At 42.8% G+C, this 9592-nt stretch carries 10 protein-coding genes; 2 read left to right on the top strand and 8 right to left on the bottom strand.

The annotated features are described in order from the left end of the window. Positions 1-282 (bottom strand): sodium-dependent bicarbonate transport family permease (locus tag Q7U33_RS10320; protein ID WP_304860536.1); only part of this gene is annotated, 282 nt, incomplete at its 3' end. Between the two features lie 120 nt (positions 283-402). Between Q7U33_RS10320 and Q7U33_RS10315 the strand changes: the two genes are divergently transcribed. Continuing rightward, the gene (locus Q7U33_RS10315) at positions 403-1293 is read left to right on the top strand and encodes a LysR family transcriptional regulator (RefSeq protein ID WP_304860534.1); all 891 of its coding nucleotides are present in this window, start codon (positions 403-405) and stop codon (positions 1291-1293) included. A 137-nt stretch (positions 1294-1430) separates the two neighbouring features. On the opposite strand, the gene Q7U33_RS10310 is transcribed toward Q7U33_RS10315, so the two are convergent. From Q7U33_RS10310 to Q7U33_RS10285, 6 genes are all read right to left on the bottom strand, one after another. Next, entirely contained in the window at positions 1431-1859 is a 429-nt protein-coding gene (locus Q7U33_RS10310) for an OsmC family protein (RefSeq protein ID WP_304860532.1), read from the bottom strand. A 107-nt stretch (positions 1860-1966) separates the two neighbouring features. After that, positions 1967-2440, bottom strand: coding sequence for an FKBP-type peptidyl-prolyl cis-trans isomerase (locus Q7U33_RS10305; protein WP_304860530.1), 474 nt, complete (start codon positions 2438-2440; stop codon positions 1967-1969). 102 nt (positions 2441-2542) lie between these two features. Then, positions 2543-3946, bottom strand: coding sequence for a D-alanyl-D-alanine carboxypeptidase/D-alanyl-D-alanine-endopeptidase (gene dacB / locus Q7U33_RS10300; protein WP_304860528.1), 1404 nt, complete (start codon positions 3944-3946; stop codon positions 2543-2545). After that, positions 3943-5271: an adenosylmethionine--8-amino-7-oxononanoate transaminase gene (gene bioA / locus Q7U33_RS10295; RefSeq protein ID WP_304860526.1), complete on the bottom strand. Its 1329-nt coding sequence runs from the start codon at positions 5269-5271 to the stop codon at positions 3943-3945. The genes dacB and bioA overlap by 4 nt, the downstream gene beginning before the upstream one ends. 16 nt (positions 5272-5287) lie before the next feature. After that, the gene (locus Q7U33_RS10290) at positions 5288-5578 is read right to left on the bottom strand and encodes a type II toxin-antitoxin system RelE/ParE family toxin (RefSeq protein ID WP_304860523.1); all 291 of its coding nucleotides are present in this window, start codon (positions 5576-5578) and stop codon (positions 5288-5290) included. A 16-nt stretch (positions 5579-5594) separates the two neighbouring features. Beyond that, positions 5595-5876 carry a ribbon-helix-helix protein, CopG family gene (locus Q7U33_RS10285; protein WP_304860520.1) on the bottom strand — a complete coding sequence of 94 codons (282 nt, stop codon included), beginning with the start codon at positions 5874-5876 and terminating at the stop codon, positions 5595-5597. Positions 5877-5985: 109 nt separating this feature from the next. Between Q7U33_RS10285 and Q7U33_RS10280 the strand changes: the two genes are divergently transcribed. Beyond that, on the top strand, positions 5986-7908 hold the full coding sequence (locus Q7U33_RS10280; protein ID WP_304860518.1) for a U32 family peptidase: 1923 nt from the start codon (positions 5986-5988) through the stop codon (positions 7906-7908). Here Q7U33_RS10280 and Q7U33_RS10275 read toward each other — a convergent pair. Further along, positions 7905-9521, bottom strand: coding sequence for a diguanylate cyclase (locus Q7U33_RS10275; RefSeq protein ID WP_304860515.1), 1617 nt, complete (start codon positions 9519-9521; stop codon positions 7905-7907). The two genes, Q7U33_RS10280 and Q7U33_RS10275, sit on opposite strands and share 4 nt — an antisense overlap. Between the last annotated feature and the right edge of the window lie 71 nt (positions 9522-9592).

The following is a 9592-nucleotide window of genomic DNA, read 5'->3' as shown; positions in this document are numbered from 1 at the left end:
ATTTAAATGGTCAATTTTTCCAATTCTATTAATAATAAAATAAGCAATAATCGGCAATGAAACACCAAGCATTATTGCCGTCAATATTGAGGGTACTGCATCAAAAAAAGTCGTATGCGATAGCTCTATACCGCAGTGTATCCCTACACTAAGTAAAAGATAGATAGTGATAGACTTCGTGAGTTCTACTGGTAACTTTAAATCAGATTTAATTAATTGCGCTATAAAACCTAGCGCAAAAAACATGATTGATGGAGTTAATAAGCTTTGAAAGCTATTCAATTGTGGATTCCTGTTAGAAGATGATGGCTATTCTCACCCACATTAATTGTTCTGTATAATATATTTTTTATATTAGAACATTCTTTAAAATAGAACCTTATAAATTTTACTTAATTATCAATGTCCAAGCTTAACTACCATCACTTAAATTACTTCTGGCATGTCGCTAAAATTGGGAATCTAACCAAAGCAGCTGAAATATTGCATGTCTCTCAATCTGCCTTATCTGTTCAAATTAGGCAGTTAGAAGAGAGTGTGGGCAAGCAGCTATTTACAAGACAAAATCGAAAGCTAATCCTAACAGACACAGGTAATATTACTTTTTCATATGCTGAATCAATATTTAATATTGGCGATGAGTTGGAGGCGCTGCTTAAAAAAGGGCTACCATCAGAAAGTCAGGTACTTAGAATCGGCATGCTATCAACCATGTCTCGTAACTTTGTTGAAGACTTTATCAATCCGCTGATGAATAACCCAAAAGTTAAATTAAATATTGCCGCACGGGGGCAAACAAACTTATTAAATGACCTAGCAAATCATCAGTTTGATTTAGCACTCACCAATATTGAGGTTAGAGGTACAAATAAGCAAATGTGGCAATGCCAGTTACTTGTGCAGCAACCTATCTGCGTCATTGGGCAATCTGGGCTTCAACTTAGTCAACAGTTTAATCAAAACTATAAGTCCGTTGATTGGATATTACCGACATCAGGGACCCCTACCCGATCAGCATTTGACGGATTCTGCGCACAACATCAATTTCAGCCCAATATCGTAGGTGAGGCAGATGATATGGCGATGCTCAGATTGCTTGCCAGAGACAGTAAGGCTCTAGCTGTCATGCCAGACGTAGTCGTGAAAGATGAGATTTCTGCTGGCAGTTTAACGTCATACATGACCCTGCCTAATATATATGAGAACTTTTATGTCGTGACCGTAAAAAAACATTTAACTAATCACTTAGTCTCTGACCTGATCAAGCACTACACCAGCGCTGAAAGAATATAATCTGATTGAGATTAGCAACGCATAAGTAAATATAGTTAAAAAAGGGGCTGAAATATCAGCCCCTTTTTTAACAATTGAACAAGTATTTTCACAACTGCGCAAGGGCGCAATTACGATGTAGCATAAACCAACAAACCTTAAGCCGCTATAGTCAATGGCTTAATCTCAAAATCATGTGTGATTTCTACACTTTTACTCAACATAATAGAGGCTGAACAATATTTCTCAGCCGATAATTTAACGGCTCGCTCCACTTGTACTGCGTTTAAATTATCGCCAGTAATCACAAAATGCACATGAATTTTTGTAAACACTTTGGGAATTTCATCAGCGCGCGTTGCGTCAATTTCTGCAACACAATCAACAATAGGCTGACGTGCTTTTTTCAGAATCGCGACCACGTCAAATGAAGTGCAACCACCCATGCCGATTAACAGCATTTCCATCGGGCGCATGCCAATGTTACGGCCTCCGTTTTCAGGCGCACCATCTAGCACAACTGCATGACCAGTCTCTGACTCGCCCACAAAACTTACACCGTCAATCCACTTAATTCTAACTTTCATGTTCCATCTCTCGTACAGTGAGGTCAATCAATCGTTGTTAGCAAATAATGTGCAATAGCACACAGTAGACAGGCCATTAGATGCTAACCATGAAAACTATTAATGAGTTATTTAACGCCTAATAATTCCACATCAAAAATCAAGTCCGCATTAGGAGGAATCACACCGCCAGCACCGCGTGCGCCGTAGCCCATCTCTGAAGGGATAATCAATGTACGTTTACCACCGATTTTCATGCCTGCAAAACCTTCGTCCCAACCCTGAATCACTTGGCCGCCGCCTAAGAAAAACACAAACGGCTCTTTACGGTCTACACTGCTGTCAAACTTTTTGCCTTTACCTTCTGCAGCAGATGGGTCGTACAACCAACCTGTGTAATGCACAGTGACATTAAATCCAGGCTCAGCCTCACGGCCATCACCAACCAATGTATCAATCTTTTGTAACTCTTTCACTTGTTCTGTCATCGCTTTTGCTTCCTTTACTGTTGATTTATTTGATGTTGGCTGATTTTGTTCAGCTTGGCAGGCGCTTAAGCTTAACAAGCAAAGCCCTGCAAGTAGTGACCCTAATAATTTCATTCTATGTCCTGTGGCGTTGTATTTAAATTAGCGGTTTTTAAAAGACTTAATACGTAATCATACTTTAAATTTGCACCCAACGTTAACCCCAAGGTCGTTAACTCAAGGCAACTGATGCACCCATTCCACTAAGGCATCTTGCGCACCTCGGCTAGCACCCGCGTTAGCATGATTCACTAGCATCACCATCACATGGCGATGTCCGTTTGCATCTAACACATACCCTGCAATTGAACTTACGCCATTAATTGAGCCGGTTTTAAGATGCGCACGTCCATTCGAGGCACTATCTTGCAAGCGTTGTTTCACAGTACCATCCATCGACAAAATGGGCATAGAGGATATGAATTCAGGCATCACCGGGCTTAAGTAAGCACGTACTAACATCTTGCCTAATTGCTCTGCGCTGATGCGCTCAACACGCGACAACCCTGAGCCATTTTCGAGCACGAATCCATTGACATTTACCCCACTTGCTGACAGCCAGCTTTTAATCGCCACCACGCCTTTTGCGACAGTAGCAGGTGTGCTTACTTTTTCTGCGGCTATGGTCAGCAATAGTTGCCGTGCCATCAGGTTATTGCTCCATTTATTGATATCGCGCACGACACTACCTAATGGCTCAGAAGTTTGCTCTAACAATTTATGAGTTGTGCTGGGTATTGGCTGACGCTTCAATGTGCCTGCAAACTCGCCACCTAAGTCACGCCATATTTTTTTAAAGGTGAAAAACGCATATTGCGCATCATCAAACAAACTAAGCTCTAAGAACCGCTCGCCACAGTCGGGGGCATAAACACCATTAAAAGTGATGACTGCTGTATTGGTGTTGGTTTGCACATCATAGTTCATTCTGCCGCGCCAATTTCCACAATCGCCTTTAACCGTTTTCATGTTGTTAACAATCGTCACCTCAGGTAGCTCAAACTCCTGATTCACATTCAGCGCATCGTCGTTCGCGCTAAACCTAAAACTGGTACTGCGGCCATTCACAGAAAATGCGCTTGGCTTTGCGTTATAAGCACGCCACTTTTCGTCATCAAAGCTAATGCCGTTATCCACATCATCAGCAAAGTAAGTTTTATCGATAATTAAGTCACCATTAATTTTCTTAACGCCTGCTTGCCTTAAACTCATTAATAAACGCCAAAAATCCTGCGCTTTAAAGCTAGGGTCACCATAGCCTTTAATCATTAAATTACCATTTAACTCCCAATTTTTAATGTACCCATCATGATACAACGCAGTTTTCCAACGATAAGCAGGGGTGAGTAAATCAAGCGCAGCATTGGTGGTGACCATTTTCATGACCGATGCAGGATTCATACTTTTGTCTTCATTGTGTTTTAAGATGGCGACATTGCTATCCACCGCTTGCACGTAAACAGACACGTTTTGCTGAGGGACACCCGCTTCCTTAAGAGCATTGGCAACGGGTGCGGGAAGTTCAGCTTGCGCTTGCAGGCAATACCAGATCAAACCAAGAAATAGTACGAATCTTTTCATAAAATATTCTGAATCACTGCATTGGTTTGACTCACCATGAACTCAATTTCGGCTTCATTAATGGTATAGGGCGGCATAAAGTAAATTGTGTTGCCTATAGGTCGTAATAATAAGCCTTGCTGCATTGCCACTTGGTAACATTGCTTTGCAAACTGCGCATTATCCGTTACGACATCAAACGCAAAGATCATCCCTTGATGTCGTAAATGTTGAATTGGCAGGTGAGTAAGTACTTGCATCTCTTTCAAAATCAGCGCCGATTTTTCAAGATTTTTCTGGACGATATTTTGTGACTCAAAAATATCTAGGGTCGCTAATGCCGCACTACATGCGAGTGGGTTACCTGTATAACTATGGCTATGTAGAAAACCTCGTACAGTACTATCGTCATAAAATGCCTGATAAACAGTATCAGTCGTTAGCACTGCCGATAACGGTAAATATCCGCCAGTAATGCCCTTAGAGAGGCAAACAAAATCAGCAATATCACCTACTTTACACCCCTCAGTTTTTGCTTGTTCAGTCGCAAACATTGAGCCTGTGCGGCCAAACCCTACGGCAATCTCATCCACAATTAAATGCACCTGATATTGCGTACAAATCTCGCGTGCTTTAGCAAGGTAAGTCGGGTGATACATCGCCATGCCTGCGGCACATTGCACCAGCGGCTCAATAATAAATGCCGCCAACTCTGCATGATGCTGGGCAATATAGCTGTTCAGTTGCTCGGCACAGCGCAGTGCGTAATCTTCTGCACTTTCGCCTACTTCGGCCAACCTAAAATCGGGGCTAGGCATTTGTGCAGATTGCCTTAACAAAGGCGCGTAAGTATCTTTAAAGATAGCAACGTCCGTCACGCTCAACGCGCCTAACGTTTCACCGTGGTAGCTATTTTGCAGGCTTATAAATTTGGACTTATCAGGTTGGCCAATATTACGCCAATAGTGAAAGCTCATCTTTAAAGCAATTTCAGTAGCACTTGCACCATCACTTGCGTAAAACGCATGGCCAAGACCTGTGAGTATAGCTAATCTCTCTGAAAGGCTAATCACGGGCTCATGCGTAAAGCCAGCCAACATGACGTGTTCTAAAGTATCAAGCTGTTGCTTGATGGCATCTTTGATATGCGGGTTATTATGCCCAAACAGATTCACCCACCATGAGCTGACAGTATCTAAATACTTGTTACCATCTGCATCATAGAGCCAGACACCTTCACCTTTATGAATCGGCGTTAATGGAAAAGATTCATGTTGTTTCATCTGTGTGCAAGGATGCCATACAGATTGCATACTGCGGTTGAGCAGGTTTTTATTGGTTGTCATATTTTTAGAAAAATCTTTAGCTAAATGGGTCTTCACGCTGATGTTTAATTGCCAATACCACCACAACATTCACTAATCTATCAAACTCGTAAATAGCTATATAGCCTGTATTGCCACGTGAAATTACTAACTCACGCATACAAGTGCCTACCAAGCGCCCAACTTCTGGATGACGTTTTAGCAGATGAAGGCCGTCGTCAATGATGTCAAATGTATCAAGTGCCGCGCCTAAATCCACATCCATTAAAAAATTAACTAACCGTTCAATATCAGCCATTGCCGCGTTTGAATACTCAAGCTTTGTCATTTAATGACCCTAGCACTCAACCGCGTTTAATGGGCTGTGGTTTTGGCAAGTCAATGCCTTGAATTTTCGCGCGAAAATAAGCACTTGCATCATCAGCATCGTAGGCAATGCCCGTTTCTTGATAATGCTTTAGTGATGCCTCAGCGCGCGCCATAAAGGCTCGGTCCTCTTCAATACGGTCTGTCTGCTCTGCAATTGCTTCTACCATAAATGCATGTGCAGATTTGCCTGTATCTGCAGCTAGTTTTACGATGCGCTCTTTTAAGCTATCAGGAAGTTTTAAGCTTGTCGTTGCCATTTTGTTCTCCTTAACTCGACAAAGTGTTACCAAAGTAACACCTTGCATTAAAGCTGTCAAACCGTGTTTATGGTATAGTGCGCATCTTATTGATTTAACTGTAATATCCATGCAAAAAACTCGTCGCCATTTAGAACTACTCGCTCCTGCAAAAAATGCTGATTTTGGCATTGAAGCCATTAATCATGGTGCAGATGCAGTGTATATTGGTGGCCCAGCCTTTGGTGCGCGTGCTAAAGCGCCTAACACCATTGCTGACATTGCACGCTTAGTGAAACATGCACACCGCTACCACGCAGAGGTGTTTGTGGCGCTCAACACCATTTTTCATGATAACGAGCTTGAGGGTGCGCGTGAGCTTGTGCACCAACTTTACGATGCTGAAGTAGACGCACTCATCGTGCAAGATATGGGCCTGCTAGAAATGGATTTACCGCCGATACAGCTACACGCCAGTACACAGACGGATATCCGTACGGTAGAAAAAGCAGCGTTTCTCGATCAAGTTGGCTTTTCACAAATAGTACTCGCGCGCGAGCTTGATTTAAACACCATCAAAAAAATCGCTGACGCCACCTCATGTAATCTGGAATTTTTCATTCACGGTGCGTTATGCGTAGCTTTCAGTGGTCAATGTTTTATCAGCCATGCACACACAGGACGTAGCGCCAACCGTGGTGAATGCTCACAGGAATGTCGCTTACCATTTACGCTAGAAGATCAAAAAGGTCGCATTATTGGTAAGGATAAGCACTTTTTATCCATGAAAGATAACGACCAAAGTGCCAACTTGCATGCATTGATTGAGGCTGGTGTTAGCTCATTTAAAATTGAGGGTCGCTACAAAGACTTACCCTATGTAAAAAACGCCACCGCGCATTACCGTGAGTTGATTGATGAAATCCTGAACGACAGGCCAGAGCTGGCAAAATCATCCTCAGGCCATGCCACTTACACATTCACACCGCAACCAGAAAAAACCTTTAACCGCAGTGCAACCGACTATTTTGTGAACGGACGCCAAGCTGATATTGGTGCGTTTGATACGCCTAAATTCTCTGGTGAAGCATTAGGCAAAGTCACCAAAGTTGGTAACAATTACTTTGAAGTGGAAACCAATATCGAGCTACACAATGGCGACGGCGTATGCTTCTTTGATGTACATAAAGAACTAGTCGGCTTACGCGTGAACACGGTAGAAGGCAAAAGACTCTACCCCAACGAAATGCCAGCAGATATCCGCCGCAACACCATCGTCTACCGCAATCGCGACCACGCGTTTATGCGCCTGCTAGAAAAAGATTCAGCACAGCGTAAAATAGCAGTTGCCATGAATTTTTACGAAACTGCTAATGGTTTTGCATTAACCATTACCGATGAAAATGGCTTTAGCGCAACTGCCACCTGCGAAGCAGAAAAGCAAAGCGCACAAAATCTGGAAAAAGCGGAAACTAGCCTGCGTGAAAACCTGAGTAAACTTGGCGGTACAGACTTTACCACCCAAGAAATTCAGATTAGCACTGCTCAAACATGGTTTATCCCCGCCTCGATTATTAATAATTTACGACGTGATGCAATCGAGCAATTACAGCAAACACGTGATTTAGGCTACCAACGCCCACCACGCCGTGAGGCAGCGCAACCACCTGCTATTTTCCCTGAAGATACACTCAGCTACCTTGCCAATGTGTACAACAAAAAAGCACGTCAGTTTTATGAAAAACATGGCGTAAAAATGATTGCAGCGGCGTACGAAGCCAATAAAGAACTCGATGAGGTACCGCTCATGATTACCAAGCACTGCCTGCGCTTTAGCCACGGTTTGTGCCCGAAAGAAGCTAAAGGCGTGATTGGCGTGCAAGGGACTGTTACCGCAGAACCAATGACGCTGATTAACGGCAATGACCGTTACACATTAAAGTTTGATTGCAAACCATGCGAGATGCATGTGATGGGTAAAATACGCAAAAACATTTTGCAAATACCAGCGCCGCAGCCAGTGAGCTTTTTCCCTAAGGCATTTTCACGTTAATAAAATTGCTCATTCTGAGCGCGTTTATGAGAGCGCTTATTTTCATACATACGCAGGTCAGCCATATGCATCACAGCATTGTAATTATCCATCTCCTCATAGATAAATGCCGTCCCTGCGCTCACGCCGGCTAGTTCGAAGCCATTAGCTATTAAATGTGCCACGGTTTCATCCAACATCGCTTGAATTTTTACCGCATCTCCATAATGCGAGGTAATCGCAAACTCATCACCACCTAAACGATGCAAAATCGCCATGCCACCCAATTTTTCTTGTAAAACACGGCTAAAGTCGCACAGCAACTTATCACCGTAAGCATGCCCAAATTTATCGTTATAATATTTGAGACGATCTAAATCTAATATGGTGATGCTGCCCGTTTTGGGTAGCCCCTGAATAGCCGCCTCCAGTGCAACCCGATTGGGCAAGCCCGTTAATTTATCTATTTTAATTTGCGCCTCACTAATACCTAACGCTGCCAATACCTGCTCTTTTTCATTAAACAACTCACTAAATTGGTAGCTAAGTACAAATGACAGCAACAGCGCTTCTACTGTTACCGCAGCCAAGCCTAAATGCTCAACATAGAGCGTATAACCAGCAACATCTTGAGCCGCAATCGTTAAGCCACCTAAAACAAAAAACGTAATAATCGCAATCAGATAATAGCGCGCAGTCATATTCTTTTTACTGCTGAGGTAAAGGCTGCATGCCAACCCAAGACTGAGAAAAATCCCAACGCCATAACGCGCCATCTCCATCATCCAGTGAGGCGCAACCATACCCCATAACGCAAACAAAACCAGTATCACTAGTGCATATTGAATCCAGCGATACAGTTTAGGATTGCTTTGCTGACGTATACCCAGCAAACCTTTCACAAAAAACACATAAGCGATATTGGAAAACAAAATAGGGAATGCGCTCAAGTAAAACCAACGAATACCAAATGTGTCGGAGAACACCAATAAAGATGTGCCCTGCATGAATAGGTTACCTAAAATGAATAGCGCGTACATGCCATGCACCATTTGCCCTCTTATTAAGCCCAGCACTACATAATAAGCCAGCAATGCGGCCAACATGCCTAGACAAAGCAGCGCGATCACATTACCAAGCTTAATCGCCTGCTGGTAATGTTCTTTTAAGTCTAAATACGGCAGTGGTTGCGCAATAAGATAAGGTGTTTTGAGCGAAGTCTCCAGCGTGTAGCTTCCGGCATCTAAATACACCTCCCGCGCATGCCTTAAAGCAAATGGATTGATTTCAGCACTACTAATACCACCTTGTAACTCCGCCACTACCACTTTGCGACTATTCAGCACCGTATGTTTAAACATCGAAAATGTGCTGGTGTTTTTAAAATCAATCACATAGTTACCCGTTACAGCAACTTGCAACGTACCTTTGAACACAAAATCACCACCAGTTAAGGGTAAAGCTTTAATCGGTGAAGTAGGTTGATCAACGACATACCACTGCCCAACAATCAGACTAGGGCTTGCATGGCAAGGAAAGATAATGAATAAAAAAAGACCGATAAAAATCGAAAGGTAATGTACCAAACAAGCCGAACCAGCGCGCAACTTTTGTTGATTAAACCATGGCATCATTTGGTAATAGTATCTGCGTATTAATGGTAGATAACCTACAATATACAGACTAATGGCTGTTTATTGAAGTG

The sequence above is a fragment of the Methylotenera sp. genome, from assembly GCF_030653755.1.
Classification (GTDB): Bacteria; Pseudomonadota; Gammaproteobacteria; order Burkholderiales; family Methylophilaceae; genus Methylotenera.
Note: the sequence above shows the minus strand (reverse complement) of the source record. Positions and strands in the feature narration are given on the sequence as shown.

What these genes read in the sequence shown, in the direction of transcription:
- Q7U33_RS10315 (WP_304860534.1), top strand. Translation starts at nt 403, where the DNA reads ATGTCCAAGCTTAACTACCATCACTTAAATTACTTCTGGCATGTCGCT.
- Q7U33_RS10310 (WP_304860532.1), bottom strand. Translation starts at nt 1,859, where the DNA reads ATGAAAGTTAGAATTAAGTGGATTGACGGTGTAAGTTTTGTGGGCGAG.
- Q7U33_RS10305 (WP_304860530.1), bottom strand. Translation starts at nt 2,440, where the DNA reads ATGAAATTATTAGGGTCACTACTTGCAGGGCTTTGCTTGTTAAGCTTA.
- dacB (WP_304860528.1), bottom strand. Translation starts at nt 3,946, where the DNA reads ATGAAAAGATTCGTACTATTTCTTGGTTTGATCTGGTATTGCCTGCAA.
- bioA (WP_304860526.1), bottom strand. Translation starts at nt 5,271, where the DNA reads ATGACAACCAATAAAAACCTGCTCAACCGCAGTATGCAATCTGTATGG.
- Q7U33_RS10290 (WP_304860523.1), bottom strand. Translation starts at nt 5,578, where the DNA reads ATGACAAAGCTTGAGTATTCAAACGCGGCAATGGCTGATATTGAACGG.
- Q7U33_RS10285 (WP_304860520.1), bottom strand. Translation starts at nt 5,876, where the DNA reads ATGGCAACGACAAGCTTAAAACTTCCTGATAGCTTAAAAGAGCGCATC.
- Q7U33_RS10280 (WP_304860518.1), top strand. Translation starts at nt 5,986, where the DNA reads ATGCAAAAAACTCGTCGCCATTTAGAACTACTCGCTCCTGCAAAAAAT.
- Q7U33_RS10275 (WP_304860515.1), bottom strand. Translation starts at nt 9,521, where the DNA reads ATGATGCCATGGTTTAATCAACAAAAGTTGCGCGCTGGTTCGGCTTGT.